Raw genomic sequence first — 17,881 nt, forward strand, 5'->3', positions numbered from 1 at the left:
GTCCGTGAACACACAGCGCACAAACCTGTTTTTGCGCAGCAGACTGGCCCTGACGATAGGGCTGGCCTTGCTGGCTGCGCCTGCGGTTGCAGCCCCCGTTGTTTCACCGGAACAATGGTTACTGGAACAGGTGCGGGTCGGTGAAGCCAGTCATCAGGACGATCTGGTGCGTCAGTCCCTGTTTCGCCTGGAATTAATGGATCCGCAAAACCCGAAAGTCATGTCCGCCCGTTTACGTTTGCTTCTCCGCGAAGGCGATCAGGCCAAGGCACAGCAGCAACTGGAAAAAATTAAACAGGTTTCGCCTGGTTCGGATGAATACCGGCAGGCGCAGCTGAGCCTGAAAATCGCCTCCCCGGAAATGCAGCAAAAACTCCAGCAGACGCGGTTACTGGCAACGGCAGGGCGGCTCGATGAAGCCAAAGCGCAATATGATGAGTTGTTTGGTGGCCAGCCGCCAACGCTGGATCTGGCAGTAGAATACTGGCAACTTATTGCGCGGCTGCCGGGGCAAAAAGCCCGTGCGCAGGCACAGCTTCAGGCGCTGAATAATCAGTATCCGGGTGATGTGCAGTTACGTCTGCAACTGGCGCAGATGGCGTTTGACGAAGGGGATAACGCCAAAGCTGTCGGGCTGATTAAGCAAATCGCCGCCACCAATGAAGGGCGTTCTCCGGCCGCTGATTTATGGCTGCAGAAGATTAAGGACCAGCCTGTGGGCAACCCGAGCGTCGATGCCTTGCAACAGTTTATCGCCACGTTCGACACCGGTCCGCAGGTGATTGCCGCGCAGCAGGAACTTCAGCGCCAGCAGGCGTTACTGGCCGATCCGCGTTATCAGGCGCGACTCCGTGGTCTGGCGCAGATTAATAATGGTGGTTCCACCGGCGCGATTGCGCCGCTGAAGCAGGCATTGCAGGCGCAACCTGACGATGCTGAAGTCCTCGGTGCGATGGGGCTGGCTTATTCCCGCGCCGGTAACCGCCAGCAGGCGCTGACTTTGTTTCAGCGGGCGAAAGCCGCCGAAACAGATGGCTATAACGCGGGTAAATGGAACAGCCTGATCCGGTCCAACAGCTACTGGCTGAAAATCGAGCAGGGCGATAAGGCATTGAAAACCGGGCTGCTTGATCAGGCCGAAGCGGCTTACAACCAGGCGCAACGTCTGGACTCCCGCGACCCGTGGGCGCAGATCGGGCTTGGGGATGTGGCGGTTGAGCGCAAAAATGACACGCAGGCGGAGCAGGCTTACCGTCGCGCACTGAAGCTGGAGCACGATAACAGTAGCGCCCAGCGCGGGCTGGCGAATATCTATCAGCGTCAGTCGCCGCAAAAAGCGCTGGATTACATTAATTCATTGCCTGGTGCATCGCAGGCGAAACTCAGCGATAAACAGCGTGGACTGCAAAGTGACGTTGTCACTGCGCAGGCGCAAAAATATGCCGCCGAACACAACTGGAATCAGGCTGCGAACCGCTACGGCGAGGTGCTGAAACTCAATCCGGACGATGTCTGGACGACCTACCATTATGCCAGTGCCCTGCGTGAGGCGGGTGAACCGGCGCAGGCGGATGCGGCTTTTGCACAGCTTGCGGCGAAGCGTCCGGTGGATCCGCAACAGGTTTACGCTTATGCGTTGTATCTGTCCGGTTCCGATCGTGACGACGCCGCACTGCGCCATCTCAATACCTTGCCGCAGGCGAAATGGGACGACAACATGCGCGAAATGGCGCAGCGCATTCAGCTCGGTAAAACCCTGACCGCCATTGATACTTCCCTTGCTGCCGGTAATACCTCGCAGGCGAAACAGCAGTTGCAGCAGGCTGATCTGCATGAACTCAGCCTGAATCAGCAACGACAGGTCGCCATGGCCTGGCGTGATGTCGGTGAAACCACCAAAGCGGCGGCGCTGTTACAACCCTTGAAAACGGCTGCGCGTTCGCAGCCGGACGGACAAGACAAGGCGCTGATTTATCGCAACGCCGCCAACCTTGAGCAGCAACTCGGACAGCCACAAACGGCGCGTCAGGATTACGCACAGGCGATGGTCGCCAGCGGCATCACCGGTAAAGTGCCAGAAGATAACGACAGCTATACGCGCCTGACCCGCAACAATGCCACGGATGACTGGCTGAAACGCGGTATCCGTTCAGACGCGCATGATCTGTACCGTCAGCAGGATGTGAATTTCACGCTGGACACCGATTCGTGGACATCAAGCGGCACGCCGGGGAAATCTGATCTCACGGCCAACACCACCATGTTGCAGGCGGATATGCCGGTTTATCAGGGGCGCGGATTCCTGAGGGCCGACTGGGTGCGGATGGATGCCGGAACCTTTGATAACGAAGACGGTAATTACGAAGCCAGTTTCGGGACCTGTAGCGATCAAAACTGCCGCCGTTACCGCAGCCAGAACGCCAATGGCGTCAGCCTTGGCGCAGGATGGGAAAATGACAAATGGAAAGGCGATTTAGGCACCACGCCACTGGGTTTCCCGGTTGTAGACTGGGTCGGCGGGCTGGCTTACAGCGGTGACTGGGGCGATATCGGCTGGACGACCACTGTGTCACGCCGTCCGGTTTCCAGTTCGTTACTTTCTTTCGCGGGCGCAAAAGATCCGGGGACCGGCACCACCTGGGGCGGCGTTCGTGCGACCGGTGCCAGCCTGGGATTAAGTTACGATCAGGGGCAGGCTAACGGCGTGTGGGCTGATCTCAGCGCGCATCAGCTGACCGGTGAAAATGTCGAAGACAACACCCGCGAACGCCTGATGGGGGGCTATTACTACAAAGTCATTAACGAAGATAACCGCCGCGCCACGGTGGGCCTCAGCTCCATGCTCTGGCATTACCAGAAAGATCTCAGCGGTTACACGCTGGGACAGGGGGGTTACTACAGTCCGCAGCAATACTTCTCACTCTCCGTACCGGTCAGTTATCGCCAGCGCACGGAGAACTGGTCATGGCAGCTTGGCGGTTCGGTCTCCTGGTCGCGCTCCTCAACCAGCGATCAGAAACGCTATCCGATCCAGAATCTGATCCCGGATTCATTACCGGATAAAAATGCCATCGAAACCGGCAGCAGTGGATCCGGTTTTGGCTATACATTGCAGGCACTGCTCGAACGGCGCGTCAGTTCTCACTGGACCGTCGGCGGGGGGATTGATATTCAGCAGGCGAAGGATTACACGCCAAGCCACTTTCTGCTCTACGCGAGATATTCGATGAGCGGCTGGCAAGGGGATCTGGATATGCCGCCGGAACCGTTAGTGCCGTATGCGGACTTTAAATAATGGCAGACCGGGCATTAGGGCGGTTTCTCGCTTGCAGCAGTGGCTTGATTGAGAAAATTTCGGTTTCTTATCAGCGGTTATGACGGTTAAACCTCAAGACCTTGGGCTCGCCGCCCAAACTGGCCCAGAGGACGCGTAAGCGCGCGCCCTCTGGACTCCCGCGCTTTTTCACTACGCGCTTCGCTCGCTGGCTATGTTTCAGGAACCAAGGAGACAGGCTGGAAATCTTGCCGCGTTGCGGTTCCTTCACTCGGTCCTGGAGCCTTTGGTCTCCAGGCCGCTCCGTTCAGCAAGATTTCTGAATCGCCCCTGGCTTTTAAAAAAACAAAACAATTTCGGCGCGAAAGGCCGGGTGATAACCACAATTGAGAAACCGAAATAATCTCGATCAAGCCTTAGCGGCCAGCGAAAAGCGAAATTAAACAGCGCTTTGTTTATACCTGTCCGTCCCCCATCTCACCATCCCTTCCAGCAACTGTTTCAATAACACCTGCAATTCAGCCGCCTTATCAGGCGAGTAGGCAAATGGCTCCATCTCCTCCATGTAATTCACCTGCGCCAGCTCAAGCTGAACAGCGTGAATATCCACATCAGGCTGGCCGTAAGCCCTCGTGATATATCCGCCCTTAAAACGGCCATTAAGCACATGGCTGAAGCGGGTTTGTTGCTGGCAGGTTCTCTCAAGGATTTCACTCAGCGCCGGTGAACAGCTTGCGCCGCTGTTGGTGCCGAGGTTGAGATCCGGTAACTGGCCGTCGAAAAGACGCGGGATCACCGATGCAATGGAATGCGCATCAAACAGAAGTGCATAACCGAATTCCTGTTTCATGCGCGCCAGTTCTGACTGGATTTTCTGGTGATACGGTTGCCAGATTTGATCCAAATATTGCTGGCGTTGGGTATTTGTCGGCGTCATGCCTGGTTTGAAGGTCGCGCGACCATCAAATAACGTCTCGGGATACAAACCCGTGGTGGCAGTGGTATACAGCGGTTTATCGTCGGAAGGCCGGTTGAGATCGATAACGAACCGTGAATACTGGCCGACCAAAATGCTGGCACCCAGTGAGCGCGCAAAATCGTACAGTTGCGGGATATGCCAGTCGGTATCGGAAAGCGGGAGGGCGGCTTCGCTCAGACCGCTGGCGACTTCTGGCGTCAGATGTGTACCTGCGTGAGGGATACTGATCAGTAACGGCGCTGTACCCTGGATAAAATGGTACGGTTCAGCGATAACATTGGCAGTTGAAAGGCTCATGAACGTAACTCTCCTCGTACTTCTCCACGAAAAACAACAGTGCAGGGCAACTGACCGCCCAGCCAGTAAACCAGCCCGGCAGGACGCGACAGTGGCCAGTGTATAAAGTCAGCGACTTTGCCCGCTTCCAGCGTGCCGTGCGTGTCCTGTAAACCCAGCGCACGTGCACCATGGCAGGTGATCCCGGCCAGCGCTTCTTCAGGCGTCAGGTGGAACAAGGTACATCCCATGTTCAGCATCAGACGCAATGAAAGCGCAGGCGATGTGCCCGGATTGGCATCACTGGCCAGCGCCATCGGCACCCGATGTTTGCGGAACTCATCCACCGGCGGGCATTGTGTTTCGCGCAGCAAATAATAGGCCCCGGGCAGTAATACGGCGACGGTGCCGCTGGCGGCCATTGCCTGAGCATCTTCTGCTGTGGCGTATTCCAGATGGTCGGCTGACAGCGCATGATGTCGTGCAGCCAGGGCGCTACCATGCAGGGAAGACAGTTGTTCGGCGTGTAATTTAACCGGTAAACCTAAGGTTTTTGCGGCATTAAAAACCCGTTCAACCTGTGCCGGTGAGAACGCCAGATGTTCACAAAAGGCATCGACGGCGTCGGCCAGATTTTCACTGGCAACCTCCGGCAATAATGTGTCGCAGATGAGGTCAATATAGTCATCAGCGCGTCCTTTGAATTCCGGCGGCAGGGCATGAGCGGCAAGGCAGGTGGATTTCACCTCGACTGGCAGCATGACACCTAACCGGCGGATCACCCGCAGCATCTTCAGCTCGCTCTCTACACTCAGCCCGTAACCCGATTTAATCTCAACACAGGTTACGCCTTCGGCCAGCAAGGGCTGTAAGCGGAACAACGCCTGAGCCAGAAGTTCATCTTCGGTGGCCTCGCGGGTGGCATTGACGGTGGAGAGAATTCCCCCACCGGCTGCGGCGATTTCTGCGTAGCTGACGCCGTTCAGCCGCTGTTCAAATTCTGCGCTGCGGTCGCCGCCAAATACCAGATGCGTATGGCAGTCAACAAAGCCCGGCGTGATGATCCCGCCGCTGAATTCATGCTGTGTGGCGCCTGCGAAAACCGGACAATCTGCGGCAGGGCCGGTCCAGACGATTTTCCCGCCTGCGACAGCAATCGCCCCGTTTTCAATCAGGTTGTAATGGCCGTCCTGCATGGTGACCAGCGTGGCACCGCGCCATACGCTGTCACAACGGGAAGGGGGTTCGGAAGAAAAAGAAGGGGATATCGCTACCGGCATGACAGGCTCCAGGCTGAATTCATCTTGTATAGACAACTAAAGTCAACCTAACGCATAACCGTTAAACCGGCAAGGCGCCCGGCGATAGTTTTTTCTTATTACGAGACGTCTTCCAAAATTTGAACGAAGAGATAGCGGCCGTACAAAGCCGCCATTAAGGTGTGCCGGAATCAGCCGTGGCTGGTGAAACGTCCAAATAATTGATAGCGGGAACCCGGGTAAATCAGGCGCGCGGAAGTCACTACGCGGCTGCCGCTCCAGGTCCGGCGGTGGATCAGGAGACAAGGCTCATGTTCATTCAGTTGCAACAGCTCGCGTTGCTCATCGCTGGCGCTGATGGCTTCAACGCGATGTTCACCCGCCGTCAGCGGCGCGATTTCCATCAGGTACGTATAGGGCGTCTGCTTGTTCAGCACCTGTTGCAGATAATCGGGTGCGGTTTCCGGGTTCACAAAACGGTCTTCAATCTGCACCGCGACGTTGTTTTCGTAATGAACAATTTGCGAATAAAACATCATCGTGCCAGTGGCGATACCCAGTTGCAGCGCCTGATCGGCATCCGCCAGCCGCGCTTCACACACCAGAATCTTGCTGTCGTGGCGATGACCGCGCTGGGCAATTTCATCGGCAATGTTGTGCACTTCCAGCATCGGCGTGTAGGCCTTGGCTTCGGCCACAAACGTGCCGACTCCCTGCATGCGGATCAAAAAACCTTCGCTGGTCAGTTCACGCAAAGCACGGTTGATGGTCATACGGCTGACGCCAATTTCATTGACCAGCTCACTTTCAGAAGGTACCCGCTGATGCGGTTTCCAGACACCGGCGCGGATCTGGCTGATGATCGCCTGTTTCACCCGCTGATAAATCGGTGCGGGTGTATCGCTCATCGCGGCCGCCAGTTCGGACAATGTCTGCTGCGACACGCCCTGTTGTTGTGTGACCTGATGTGGCGCGGCACCATGTTGAGAAAGTGGTGTGGGCTCCGACATATCTCTTACCTCACTCAATGAAATTCCAGAAATATTGGGAAAGCTTGCCTGTTCGCCCGGCATTTTCCATCAGTGGAAAGTAAACGGAAAGGGCGTGACGGAAAACTAAATTTATAAAAAAAGGGTTGTTGCAAGTTTACAGCGCAATCAGGCATATGTATATGTATAGACAAGTCGGTTAAAAGTTTTGCAATTGTTTCCGTAAAATTGCATTTATGTTTCTTCTTACTGTTCAGGAATGATGCTGTTATGCCTGCTTATTTTGCTTCACGCGCCTTACTTTCAGATGGCTGGGCGCATAACGTGCGGCTGGACGTCGATGCAGCCGGAATGCTGACTGCGGTGACCCCGGACAACGATGCGCAGGGGTGTCTTCCCCTTTCCGGCCCGGTGGTTCCGGGCATGCCGAACCTCCATTCACACGCCTTTCAGCGGGTGATGGCCGGGCTGGCGGAAGTCGCCGGTGATCCGCAGGACAGCTTCTGGACCTGGCGTGAGCTGATGTATCGCATGGTGCAGCGCCTCACGCCTGAGCAGGTGGGTGTCATTGCCCGTCAGTTGTATATCGAAATGCTCAAAGGGGGTTACACGCAGGTGGCTGAATTCCACTATCTGCATAACGACATCAGCGGTCAGACTTATGCCGACCACGGTGAAATGACTGCCCATCTGAGTGAAGCCGCGTCACAAACCGGCATCGGACTGACCATGCTGCCGGTGCTTTACAGTTACGCCGGATTTGGCGCGCAACCGGCACAGGCCGGACAGAAACGGTTTATTCAGGATACGGACAGTTACCTCAAACAACAGGAAATTATCCGCAAACAACTCAGCGGTAAAAGCCTGCAAAATCAGGGACTGTGCTTCCACTCCCTGCGCGCAGTCACGCTGGAACAAATGCAGCAGGTGTTGCAGTCCGCAGATAAAAACCTGCCGGTGCATATTCATATCGCCGAACAACAGAAAGAAGTGAACGATTGTCTGGGCTGGAGCGGGCAGCGCCCGATTTCCTGGCTGTATGACAATCTGGATATTGATTCCCGCTGGTGTCTGATCCACGCCACGCACGCTGACCGTTTCGAGCTGGCGAGCATGGCAAACAGCGGGGCGGTCGCGGGGTTGTGTCTGACCACCGAGGCTAATCTGGGCGATGGCATTTTCCCCGGCGTCGATTATCTGGCGCAGTCAGGTCGATGGGGGATCGGTTCCGACAGCCATGTCTCCCTGAACGTGGTTGAAGAACTGCGCTGGTTTGAATACGGGCAACGCCTGCGTGACCAGCGACGTAACCGGCTGACGACCTCTGCGCAAAATTCTGTAGGCGATGTGCTGTATACGCAGGCATTACAGGGCGGTGCACAGGCTTGCGGCGCGGCTATCGGGCAGCTTTCTGCGGGTTATCGTGCCGACTGGCTGGTGCTCGACGGGCAGGATCCCTATCTTGCCGCCGCAAAAAACAGTGAACTGCTCAACCGCTGGCTGTTCGCCGGTAATACCGGGCAGATCCGTGATGTGTATGTCGGCGGTATTGCGCGCATTGTGAACGGCCAGCATGAACAACAACAGGTTGCGGCGGCGGATTTCCTCGCGCTTCTCCGTCAGCTGGCGGGGGACGTTGCATGATTGCCTGGCAGCATTTCACCTTCGATGACCTGCCGGTCAGCCCGTGGCGTAACGGCGGTGGCGAAACCCGCGAAATCTTCAGTTTCCCTGCCGGTGGCCATGATTTTGACTGGCGCGCCAGCATTGCCACCATCGCACAGGACGGCCCGTTCTCGGCATTTCCCGGTATTGACCGTTCCATCACCTTGCTGAGCGGGGAAGGTGTGCATTTACAGGCACAGCCTGATGTCGATCACTTACTCGTTGTCGCTGGTGAGCCTTTTGCCTTCAGCGGTGATACTGCGCTCCATGCCCGCCTGATGGGAGGAGTGACAACTGATTTTAACATCATGACGCGACGTACTGAATGTGCCGCACGGGTGATTGCCGCACGTGAACACCTGACGGTGACGCGGGAAAAAGGTGGCGTGATTTATGTCATCAGCGGGATGTGGCAACTGGCGGATGGCCCGCTGCTGAGGGCGGGCGAGGGGTATTACTGGTCTGAGACAGCGGCACAATCGCAACAGGGTTCAGTGAGTCTGACCCCAGTTGCTCAGCAACAGAGATGCCTGCTGTTGTGGGCGGCGATCAGCTGATAAATACCTTACAGGATTGCGCTAAAAGGGAGCATGGCGCGCACCGAATTGATTCATCAGCCCGCGCAAAACGCCCCATAACCGGCGCTGAATGTTGTAAAAGTGCATGTGCAGAAACTGGCATAAAGCTTGCTTAAATATTGTCGACTGACTTGTATAGACAAGAATATACAGTAGCGTAATTTGCCTGCGGCTTTCACTGCAGCAGGCATTTCCCCCGAGACAGATACTTTGGCAGGAGTGGCAGATGAGCAACATGATTTCCAGGGCTGTACTGAAGCGTTCGTTGTCTTTGTTAGGGCTGGCAGTGGCGCTGGGTAGTGTGACAGTCAGCGTGGCGCAAGCGGCGAATACGCCGGTTGCTATTGGTATTTCTGGCTGGACCGGTTTTGCACCACTGACCCTGGCAGACAAAGCGGGCATCTTTAAAAAGAACGGTCTGGATGTCACGCTGAAAATGGTGCCGCAGCAGTCGCGTCATCTGGCCATCGCTTCCGGTTCCCTGCAATGTGCGGCGACCACCGTGGAAACCTATTTAACCTGGAACGCCAGCGGGGTGCCGATCAAACAAATCGTACAGCTGGATAAATCTTACGGTGCAGATGGTATCGCGGTGCGTAGCGGTATCAACAAGATTACCGATCTGAAAGGCAAAACCATCAGCGTGGATGCACCGGGTACGTCCTCTTACTTCCTGCTGGCGTGGATCCTCGATAAAAACGGCATGACGATGAAAGACGTCAAACTCGCCACGCTCGGGCCGGATGCCGCTGCGCATGCCTTTATTGCCGGACAGAATGATGCGGCAGTGACCTATGAACCCTATCTTTCCAACATCCGCCAGAGCCCGGATAAAGGGAAGATTCTGGCAACCACGCTGGAATATCCGATGGTGATGGACACGCTGGGCTGTACGCCAGACTGGCTGGATAAAAATCCTAAAGCCGCTCAGGCGCTGGTGAACAGCTACTTTGAAGCGCTGGATATGATCAGGAAAGAACCGGAGAAATCCAACGAGATCATGGGCGCAGCAGTGAAAGAGACCGGCAAACAGTTTGCAGAAGAATCCAGTTATCTGCGCTGGCAGGATCGTGAGGCCAATCAGAAATTCTTCAGCGGTGAAATTGTGACCTTCACTAACGAAGCGGCGCGCCTGCTGACTGAGATGAAAATTCTGCGTAAAACGCCGGAAATCAATACGTTATATGACGCGAAGTACGTGAAATAGCCATGAAGGACCGCGATATGAACAGCCCTGTCAGCCAGACAGCAGAACAACATATGACTTCGCAGTCAGCCTTACGCGAGCCGGCACCGTTGCCGGCAAGCAAAAAAGTCTGGCATAACCCGATGATGGTGCCTTTGCGTCCGGTCGCGTCGCGGCGTCGCTGGTTTCTCGGGTTCTGTTTCTTTGTGCTGTTTTTTGCTGTGTGGGCGCTGGTGACGTTTACCGGCCTTGTTTCCCCGACATTCCTCGCCAGCCCGGCGAGCATGTTGCAGGAAGGGATTTTACTCTTTACCGATTTTGATTTTACGACTGATATAGGTATGACGGTGATGCGCGTGCTGGGCGGCTTTATTCTGGCCTGCGCCATTGCCGTTCCGCTCGGCATCCTCATGGGGTCTTACAAACTGATCGAAGCTTTTTTCGAACCGTTTGTGTCCTTTTGCCGGTATCTGCCTGCGTCAGCGTTTGTGCCGTTGCTGATCCTGTGGGCGGGTATTGGTGAAATGCAGAAAGTTCTGGTGATTTTCATCGGCTCTTTCTTCCAGATCACCCTGATGGTGGCGGTAACCGTGGGAGCAGCGCGGCGTGACCTGGTGGAAGCCGCGTATACGCTGGGCGCCACCAACCAGAGTGTGGTGCGCAGGGTGATCATTCCCGGTGCGGCACCGGAAATTGCTGAGTTGCTGCGCCTTGTGCTCGGCTGGGCATGGACTTATGTCATTGTGGCGGAGCTTATCGGATCCTCGAGCGGTATCGGACACATGATTGTTAACAGTCAGGCACTGCTCAATACCGGGCAAATGATCTTCGGCATTATTGTGATTGGTTGCATTGGTTTGCTCTCCGATCTGTTGTTCAAAGCGGCCAACCGTCGGCTGTTTGTATGGAGTTCATTGTGATGAGCCATCCGAAACTGAGTGTCCGTCAGGTTGAACGTATTTTTACCGGCCCGAAGGGCGAGAAAACGCAGGCGCTGTTGCCGGTGGATTATCGGGTTGATGAAAACGACTTCATCACCATTCTCGGGCCTTCCGGCTGTGGTAAATCCACGCTGCTGCGCATTGTCGCCGGGCTGGATCAGCCAACGCGTGGCGAAGTGTGGCTCGATGGTGAACAGGTGGACGGCCCCGGTGCCGATCGCGGCATGGTCTTTCAGAGTTATACCTTGTTTCCGTGGCTGACCGTTGAACAGAACATCTGTTTCGGTTTGCAGGAGCGTGGCGTGAGTAAGGCAGCGCAAAAAGAGCGCAGCGACTACTTTATTAATAAGGTCGGGCTGCGGGGTTTTGAGCAGCACTTCCCGCGTCAACTTTCCGGGGGGATGCAGCAACGCACCGCCATCGCCCGCGCACTGGCGAATGACCCGAAAATTTTGCTGATGGATGAGCCTTTTGGCGCCCTGGATAATCAGACCCGCGTGATGATGCAGGAACTGCTGTTATCGATTTGGGAATCCTCGCGCAAAACCGTGTTGTTCGTGACACATGATATCGACGAAGCGATTTTCATGGCTAATAAGGTGGCGATTTTCAGTGCCCGGCCGGGGCGGATCAAAACCGAAGTGGCGGTTAATTTCCCGCATCCGCGGGACTACACCCTGAAAACGTCGCCGGAATTTATGGCGCTGAAAGCGCGGGTTACCGAAGAAATTCGTACCGAAACGATGCAGGCAATGGATCACTGATTTCACCGCCCCGCATCTGTACAGAATAGATTGTAGATTCGTCATGTAATGCGTAAATGCCCGGCGGGCTGCGTCCTTAGCCGGGTTTACTTCCGGTTTCACTTGTCTATACAGGAATAGATTATGGCTTCTTCATCCAATGCGTTAACCCTTTGCCGCCTGCAACCAGGTCATGTTGATCTGCCGATGCTGCGCAAGATTTATCAGGGCAATGTCCGCCTTGAACTGGCTGAGGAGGCGCGCGCAGGCGTGCTGGCGTCGCAGGAAACGGTCACCCGCATTGTTGAGTCGGGGAAAGTGGTCTACGGCATCAATACCGGTTTCGGCAAGCTGGCACAGACGCGTATTCCGGCGGCGCGTCTGGCGGAACTGCAACGCAATCTGGTGTTGTCGCACAGCGTCGGCATCGGCAAGGATCTGGCGGATAACGTGGTGCGTCTGGTGATGGCGACCAAAGTGCTGAGCCTGTCTCGCGGCCATTCCGGCATCCGCATTGAGGTGATCGACGCACTGATTACCTTGTTCAATGCCGGTGTTTATCCGTGTATTCCTGAGAAAGGCTCAGTGGGGGCATCCGGTGACTTAGCGCCGCTGGCGCATCTCTCCCTGATGCTGATTGGTGAGGGGCAGGTCACGGCGCAAGGCGAAAAAATGTCGGCGACTGAAGGTCTGGCGACGGCAGGCCTGAAGCCATTTGAACTTGGGCCGAAAGAAGGGCTGGCCCTGCTTAACGGCACACAGGTTTCCACCTCGCTGGCGTTGTCCGGTCTGTTTGAAGCCGAACGCGTATTTTCTGCCGGACTGGTGGCGGGCGCATTGTCGCTGGAAGCCATCAAAGGTTCCGTAAAACCGCTGGATGCACGCATTCACGAAGCCCGCGGCCAGCAGGGTCAGATTGGGGTGGCGGCGGCACTGAGCGAGATCCTTCGCGGGAGTGACATTGTCACGTCTCATGCAGATTGCGGCCGCGTACAGGATCCGTATTCCATCCGCTGTGTACCGCAGGTGATGGGGGCTTGTCTGGATAACCTGCACCACGCTGCCCGTATCCTGCGCATCGAAGCCAATGCTGCTTCTGATAATCCGCTGGTGTTTTCCGAAAACGGTGACGTGATTTCCGGCGGTAACTTCCATGCCGAACCGGTGGCTTTTGCTGCCGATATCATCGCGCTGGCCGTCGCTGAGATCGGCGCGATTTCCGAGCGTCGTATGGCGTTACTGCTCGATACCGGGCTTTCCGGTTTACCGGCGTTTCTGGTCAATGACGGCGGTGTGAACTCCGGCTTTATGATTGCGCAGGTTACCGCAGCGGCACTGGCGTCGGAAAACAAATCGCTGGCGCATCCGGGCAGCGTTGACAGCCTGCCGACCTCGGCGAATCAGGAAGATCATGTATCCATGGCAACCTACGCCGCCCGCCGTCTGGGTGACATGTGCTTTAACACCAGCGTGGTCGTGGGCATTGAAGCGATGGCCGCCGCACAGGGTATTGATTTCCTTCGTCCGCTGCAAAGTTCAGCGACGCTGGAAAATGAAATGAAAGCTATCCGTGAAAACGTGGCGTTTCTTGAAAAAGACCGCCTGATGGCACCGGACGTTGAAATGATGCGTCTGTGGGCTTCCCGCGAGCATTGGCCTGCGGCGATTGAAGCGCTGCTGCCAAGCTTTGCCTGATGACTTTTGTCCTGTAAAGATTGATTCAAACACCCTATTTCAGAGAAGGAAACGATGATGAACGCTCCACAAAAAACGGCCATTGCCCGCGTTGTTCGTGCGCCGCAGGGCACGGAACTGAGCTGCCAGAACTGGCTGATTGAAGCGGCATACCGCATGATCCAGAACAACCTCGATCCGGATGTCGCTGAGCGCCCGGAAGATCTGGTGGTTTACGGCGGCATTGGTAAAGCCGCGCGCAACTGGCCGGCGTTTGAAGGCATTCTTGACAGTTTACGCAAGCTGCGTGAAGACGAGACGCTGCTGGTGCAATCCGGCAAGCCGGTTGGCGTTTTCCGCACCCATACCGATGCGCCCCGCGTGCTGATTGCCAATTCCAACATTGTGCCGCACTGGGCAAACTGGGATCACTTTCACGAACTGGATAAAGCTGGCCTGATGATGTACGGCCAGATGACCGCCGGTTCCTGGATTTACATCGGTGCGCAGGGCATCGTGCAGGGTACTTATGAAACCTTCGCGGAAGCGGGACGCCAGCATTACAACAGCGACCTGCGCGGCAAATGGATCCTGACTGCCGGTCTGGGCGGCATGGGCGGCGCCCAGCCACTGGCGGGCGTGCTGGCCGGAGCCTGCGTACTGGCAATTGAATGTCAGGAATCGCGCATCGATTTCCGTCTGCGCACCCGTTATCTCGATTACAAAGCACACAGCATTGATGAAGCGCTGGCCATGATTGAAAAAGCCTGCGCCGAGAAAAAAGCCATTTCCGTGGGGCTGATGGGCAATGCCGCAGAGGTGATGCCACAACTGGTTGCCCGCGCAAAAGAAGGCGGTCTGCGCCCGGATATCGTCACTGATCAGACCTCGGCACATGACCCGCTGAACGGCTATCTGCCGGAAGGCTGGAGCCTGGAAAAATGGCAGGATGCACGACTGTCAGATCCGCAATCGGTGGTGAAAGCTGCCCGTGCGTCGATGGCCAAACACGTTCAGGCAATGCTCGATTTTCATGCGATGGGCATTCCGACGGTCGATTATGGCAATAACATCCGTCAGGTTGCCAAAGACGAAGGCGTGGAGAATGCCTTTGATTTCCCGGGTTTTGTGCCTGCCTATATCCGTCCGCTGTTCTGTGAAGGCAAAGGCCCGTTCCGCTGGGTGGCGCTTTCCGGGGACCCGGAAGATATCTACAAAACAGACGCCAAACTGAAAGAACTGTTCCCCGATAACGCAAACCTCATTAACTGGCTGGACATGGCGCGCGAACGTATTGCTTTCCAGGGGTTACCGGCGCGTATTTGCTGGCTGGGGCTGGGAGAGCGCCATATTGCCGGTCTGGCATTCAATGAAATGGTACGTAATGGCGAGCTGAAAGCGCCGGTGGTTATCGGCCGCGACCATCTCGACACCGGTTCTGTTGCCTCACCAAACCGTGAAACGGAAGCCATGAAAGACGGTTCTGATGCAGTTTCCGACTGGCCGCTGCTGAACGCTTTGCTTAATACTGCGGGCGGCGCAACATGGGTCAGTCTGCATCATGGCGGTGGCGTCGGGATGGGCTTCTCGCAACACGCCGGAATGGTGATTGTGGCTGACGGTACCCGGGAAGCCGATGCCCGCCTTGACCGCGTGCTGTGGAACGACCCGGCAACCGGTGTGATGCGCCACGCAGACGCTGGCTATGAACAGGCAAAAGACTGTGCTGAACGTCATCACCTGAATTTGCCAATGCTCGCAAAGTAATAATGGTAAGTGATTAATTCATTGAGAAATTAAATTGAACAAACCTCACGGGCAGTGGCGCAGGCCGTTGCCCGTTTTGTTTTAAAAACATTCGGAAAATGCTGCAAAAAGTGGCGTAAAAATCCGCTGATTTACGGCATACTCGGGAGCATATCTACAGTGTGAGGTAAGTAATGGCTTCAGATCTGGCAGTTCTTGATTCGGCATTTAAAAAGCAGCAACAGCTTCTGAAAAATCTGGCAAGGCCCGGGGCGCGGTCACTGAGCGTTTATAACGCCGGGCTTTCGGCCGATGCGGTGCAAAAAAAATACGGCGTGACTCATATTGCCAAACTGGCCAGTAATGAAAACCCGCTTGGTGCCAGCCCGCAGGTGGTGGCGGCGTTAGAAGCGGATGCCCGTTTCAGTGCGATTTATTCTGATGCATCGAGTGCGGTGCTGCGTGACGCGCTGGCAGCAGATACCGGCGTGGCAGCCGAAAATATTGTTATCGGCAACGGTTCCGAAGACATTCTGCATATGCTGGCGCTGGCGTTTCTTAACCCCGGCGACCGTGTTGTGACGCTGATCCCCTCGTTTGGTTTACACGAAATCTTCCCGCGCATGATGGGGGCGGATGTCACGATGGTCGGCGTGAATGCACAGCAGGAATTTGATGTTGAAGCCTGGGAAACCGCACTGCGCACACCGGCCAAAATGGTGATTTTCAGCAACCCGTCCAATCCGGTGGGCTGCATGCTTAACCGGGAAGGATTCACCCGCATTATTAATGCCGCGCCAGCGGATTGCGTGCTGGTGATTGACGAAGCCTATTTCGAATATTGCGAAACCGACGCTGCCTATCCTGACAGTCTGCTGGTGCTGGCTGAGCAGCCACGACCGTGGATTGTGCTGCGGACTTTCTCGAAAGCGTACGGGCTGGCAGGGCTGCGGGTGGGGTATGGTTTAGCCAGTCACCCTGAACTGGTGAATTTGCTGGACAGGGTGCGGACACCTTTCAACATCAACCGTTCGGCGCAGGTGGCTGCCGTGGCGGCATTGCAGGATAAACAGCATGTCCGCGACAGCATTGCGCTGGTCACCGCACTGCGTGAGGACATGGCGGCCGAACTTACCGCGCTCGGTTTTAACGTCGCCTCATCCTATGCCAACTTCCTGTTCTTCGATTGCGGCCGCCCGGCTACGGAACTGGCACAACGCTTGCTTACTTATGGCGTGATTATCAAACCCTGGCGTGAAACCGGTTATGAAAACTGGATCCGCGTGTCCATCGGTAATGAACAGGATAACCGGCAGTTTATCGACAGCCTGAAACGTATCCTGACGGAGGAGGCGGAGTGAAACGTGCTGCGCTGAACATTGACGATCTGCGCCGGCAGGCGAAATGCGCCTTGCCCCGTTTTGCGTTTAGCTATGTTGAAGGCGGGGCGGATGATGAGCAAACGCTGCAGGATAACCGTGAGGTTTTTGGCCGCTGGCGCTTTATTCCGCCGGTACTGAACGATTCAAGCCAGCGCGATTTGTCCGTCACGGTGTGCGGGCAGCGGCTTTCTGCACCGTTACTGATTGCACCGACAGGCTATAACGGCATGTTGCGTTTCGGCGCGGATACCATGCTGGCCCGTACAGCGAAACGTGCGGGTATCGCCTATATCCAGAGCACGGTTTCATCCGCTTCGCTTGAAGAAATCGCGGCACAAAATCTGCCCCAGCACTGGTTTCAGTTGTATGTGCTCAAAGACCGGAGCGTCACCACCAGCCTGCTGGAGCGCGCCAGAGCAGCCGGTTGCACCACGCTGGTGGTCTCGGTTGATGCGGTGCATTTCGGTAACCGCGAAAGAGATAAGCGTAATTACCGGCGGCCAATGAAGCTATCGGTGCTGAGCATGATTGATGTCGCGCTGCATCCGGGCTGGGTCTGGAGAACCTTAAAACCGGCAGGAATGCCTGGTTTCGGCAATCTCAAACCCTACGTTCCGGCAGATAAACAACGAGGAGCGGGCGGGGCGAGCTACTTTTCAGCGCAGATGGATACCCGTCTGAACTGGGAAACACTGCGCTGGATCCGCAGCCAGTGGCAGGGTGCATTGTTGATCAAAGGGATCCTCGCGCCGGAAGATGCACAGCTCGCTTTTGCGAGCGGAGCCGATGGCATTGTGCTGTCAAATCACGGCGGGCGTCAGCTCGACGGTTCGGTAAGTGCACTGGAAGTGCTGCCGGAAATCCGCAAGCTGTGTGGTTCGCAGGCGACGATCCTCATCGACAGCGGTTTTCGCCGTGGCACTGACGTGGTGAAAGCCCTGGCGCTGGGCGCGGATGCGGTGCTGCTCGGCAGACCGATGTTATATGGTGTCGCCGCAGCCGGTGAGGCGGGTGCGCAACGGGCGCTGGAGATTATTTTGCAGGAAGTTGACCGCACGATGGCGCAGCTTGGCTGCACGTCGGTTCGCCAGCTTGGGCCGCATTTGTTGCGTCAACAACCCTATTGATTTGAAGTAATAACAAAAACATCTTCAGAGAATTTTCATCAGACCCGTCAAATACAAAAATC

13 protein-coding genes are annotated in these 17,881 nt (G+C 55.9%); 10 read left to right on the forward strand and 3 right to left on the reverse strand.

Going from position 1 to position 17,881, the window contains the following annotated elements; translation table 11 throughout:
• Window positions 1-4 precede the first annotated feature (4 nt).
• On the forward strand, window positions 5-3,295 hold the full coding sequence (locus tag EX31_RS06710; protein WP_037033976.1) for a cellulose biosynthesis protein BcsC: 3,291 nt from the start codon (window positions 5-7) through the stop codon (window positions 3,293-3,295).
• Between the two features lie 418 nt (window positions 3,296-3,713).
• On the opposite strand, the gene hutG is transcribed toward EX31_RS06710, so the two are convergent.
• The 3 genes from hutG to hutC form a co-directional block, all read right to left on the reverse strand.
• On the reverse strand, window positions 3,714-4,550 hold the full coding sequence (gene hutG, locus EX31_RS06715) for an N-formylglutamate deformylase (protein ID WP_037033977.1): 837 nt from the start codon (window positions 4,548-4,550) through the stop codon (window positions 3,714-3,716).
• Entirely contained in the window at window positions 4,547-5,809 is a 1,263-nt protein-coding gene (hutI, locus tag EX31_RS06720) for an imidazolonepropionase (protein ID WP_037033978.1), read from the reverse strand. Before hutI ends, hutG begins: the two co-directional genes overlap by 4 nt.
• A gap of 170 nt (window positions 5,810-5,979) precedes the next feature.
• Window positions 5,980-6,798: a histidine utilization repressor gene (hutC, locus tag EX31_RS06725; RefSeq protein WP_037033979.1), complete on the reverse strand. Its 819-nt coding sequence runs from the start codon at window positions 6,796-6,798 to the stop codon at window positions 5,980-5,982.
• Between the two features lie 249 nt (window positions 6,799-7,047).
• On the opposite strand from hutC, the gene EX31_RS06730 reads away from it, so the two are divergent.
• From EX31_RS06730 to EX31_RS06770, 9 genes are all read left to right on the forward strand, one after another.
• Window positions 7,048-8,421 carry a formimidoylglutamate deiminase gene (locus EX31_RS06730; protein ID WP_037033980.1) on the forward strand — a complete coding sequence of 458 codons (1,374 nt, stop codon included), beginning with the start codon at window positions 7,048-7,050 and terminating at the stop codon, window positions 8,419-8,421.
• A complete protein-coding gene (locus EX31_RS06735) occupies window positions 8,418-8,999 on the forward strand; it encodes a HutD/Ves family protein (RefSeq protein WP_081925150.1) in 582 nt (193 codons plus the stop codon). Before EX31_RS06730 ends, EX31_RS06735 begins: the two co-directional genes overlap by 4 nt.
• 247 nt (window positions 9,000-9,246) lie before the next feature.
• Window positions 9,247-10,227, forward strand: a complete 981-nt coding sequence (locus EX31_RS06740) for an ABC transporter substrate-binding protein (protein ID WP_037033981.1) — start codon at window positions 9,247-9,249, stop codon at window positions 10,225-10,227.
• A 17-nt stretch (window positions 10,228-10,244) separates the two neighbouring features.
• Window positions 10,245-11,126, forward strand: a complete 882-nt coding sequence (locus EX31_RS06745) for an ABC transporter permease (protein WP_013575473.1) — start codon at window positions 10,245-10,247, stop codon at window positions 11,124-11,126.
• Window positions 11,126-11,911, forward strand: a complete 786-nt coding sequence (locus tag EX31_RS06750; RefSeq protein WP_037033982.1) for an ABC transporter ATP-binding protein — start codon at window positions 11,126-11,128, stop codon at window positions 11,909-11,911. Before EX31_RS06745 ends, EX31_RS06750 begins: the two co-directional genes overlap by 1 nt.
• Before the next feature lie 123 nt (window positions 11,912-12,034).
• Window positions 12,035-13,585: a histidine ammonia-lyase gene (gene hutH / locus EX31_RS06755; protein WP_037033983.1), complete on the forward strand. Its 1,551-nt coding sequence runs from the start codon at window positions 12,035-12,037 to the stop codon at window positions 13,583-13,585.
• A gap of 57 nt (window positions 13,586-13,642) precedes the next feature.
• A complete protein-coding gene (hutU, locus tag EX31_RS06760) occupies window positions 13,643-15,331 on the forward strand; it encodes a urocanate hydratase (protein ID WP_037033984.1) in 1,689 nt (562 codons plus the stop codon).
• A 173-nt stretch (window positions 15,332-15,504) separates the two neighbouring features.
• On the forward strand, window positions 15,505-16,671 hold the full coding sequence (gene hisC / locus EX31_RS06765; RefSeq protein WP_037033985.1) for a histidinol-phosphate transaminase: 1,167 nt from the start codon (window positions 15,505-15,507) through the stop codon (window positions 16,669-16,671).
• Window positions 16,668-17,819, forward strand: a complete 1,152-nt coding sequence (locus tag EX31_RS06770) for an alpha-hydroxy acid oxidase (RefSeq protein WP_037033986.1) — start codon at window positions 16,668-16,670, stop codon at window positions 17,817-17,819. Before hisC ends, EX31_RS06770 begins: the two co-directional genes overlap by 4 nt.
• Window positions 17,820-17,881 lie beyond the last annotated feature (62 nt).

The organism is Rahnella sp. WP5, from assembly GCF_000745615.1.
Classification (GTDB): Bacteria; Pseudomonadota; Gammaproteobacteria; order Enterobacterales; family Enterobacteriaceae; genus Rahnella; species Rahnella aceris.

Bases quoted from the DNA above. Each gene is read 5' to 3' on its own strand.
- hutG (WP_037033977.1), bottom strand. From the start codon at position 4,550: ATGAGCCTTTCAACTGCCAATGTTATCGCTGAACCGTACCATTTTATC.
- hutI (WP_037033978.1), bottom strand. From the start codon at position 5,809: ATGCCGGTAGCGATATCCCCTTCTTTTTCTTCCGAACCCCCTTCCCGT.
- hutC (WP_037033979.1), bottom strand. From the start codon at position 6,798: ATGTCGGAGCCCACACCACTTTCTCAACATGGTGCCGCGCCACATCAG.
- EX31_RS06730 (WP_037033980.1), top strand. From the start codon at position 7,048: ATGCCTGCTTATTTTGCTTCACGCGCCTTACTTTCAGATGGCTGGGCG.
- EX31_RS06735 (WP_081925150.1), top strand. From the start codon at position 8,418: ATGATTGCCTGGCAGCATTTCACCTTCGATGACCTGCCGGTCAGCCCG.
- EX31_RS06740 (WP_037033981.1), top strand. From the start codon at position 9,247: ATGAGCAACATGATTTCCAGGGCTGTACTGAAGCGTTCGTTGTCTTTG.
- EX31_RS06745 (WP_013575473.1), top strand. From the start codon at position 10,245: ATGAACAGCCCTGTCAGCCAGACAGCAGAACAACATATGACTTCGCAG.
- EX31_RS06750 (WP_037033982.1), top strand. From the start codon at position 11,126: ATGAGCCATCCGAAACTGAGTGTCCGTCAGGTTGAACGTATTTTTACC.
- hutH (WP_037033983.1), top strand. From the start codon at position 12,035: ATGGCTTCTTCATCCAATGCGTTAACCCTTTGCCGCCTGCAACCAGGT.
- hutU (WP_037033984.1), top strand. From the start codon at position 13,643: ATGAACGCTCCACAAAAAACGGCCATTGCCCGCGTTGTTCGTGCGCCG.
- hisC (WP_037033985.1), top strand. From the start codon at position 15,505: ATGGCTTCAGATCTGGCAGTTCTTGATTCGGCATTTAAAAAGCAGCAA.